This window comes from Vibrio sp. 10N.261.52.A1 (genome assembly GCF_002876325.1).
Taxonomy (GTDB): Bacteria; Pseudomonadota; Gammaproteobacteria; order Enterobacterales; family Vibrionaceae; genus Vibrio; species Vibrio chagasii.
Window position 1 is genome coordinate 1 of the sequence record NZ_MCYD01000987.1, and the last position, 613, is coordinate 613.

1 protein-coding gene and 1 pseudogene are annotated in these 613 nt (G+C 44.0%); one reads left to right on the forward strand and one right to left on the reverse strand.

The window, feature by feature from the left end; genetic code table 11:
- A partial coding sequence (locus tag BCT81_RS21415; RefSeq protein ID WP_102425764.1) for a hypothetical protein occupies positions 1–487 on the forward strand: 487 nt, incomplete at its 5' end.
- 4 nt (positions 488–491) lie between these two features.
- Here BCT81_RS21415 and BCT81_RS29040 read toward each other — a convergent pair.
- Positions 492–613 (reverse strand): annotated as a pseudogene (locus BCT81_RS29040) (YdcF family protein); the annotation flags it as partial.

Sequence of the window (613 nt, forward strand, 5' to 3'; positions counted from 1 at the left end):
GATCTCAGTGACAGAGATGTTGCAACAGCTGCTACTTATCGTAACTTCAGGTTCTTTTGCTTACCTAGCGAGAAAGAGATGTGAAGTAAAACACGCTGCGGCTCTCATTAGCGCCTTCTTCGCTGTACTGTTCATTCGTGAAATGGATTTTTGGTTCGATAAGATCGCACACGGTGCATGGGTTGTTCCTGCTGCGCTAGTTGCTGGTAGCGCTATTTTTTATGCTGTAAAAAACGGCAAGCGCACTATCGATCAACTTGCCCTTATTTTGGCTTCTCCTCACATGAACCTGTTAGTGACAGCTGTAATGTTACTGCTAGTATTCTCCCGTCTATTCGGTATGGGGAGCTTTTGGCACAATGTGATGGGCGATGATTACGTTCGTGCCGTTAAAAACATTGCAGAAGAAGGCACAGAACTACTCGCCTACTGCTTAATTGCGTTTGCTAGCCTAAAAACAGTTCTTGGCATCACCAGAAAAAAATAACGATTTATCGCCACCAGCGATTCGTATGACCCGATTCAGGGTCTAACAATCGATTCAGAAAAGTTAGGTTGGTATCTAGTAACGCTAGGTACTCCCTGACTTTTTTTATATCCGTACATACTGGAG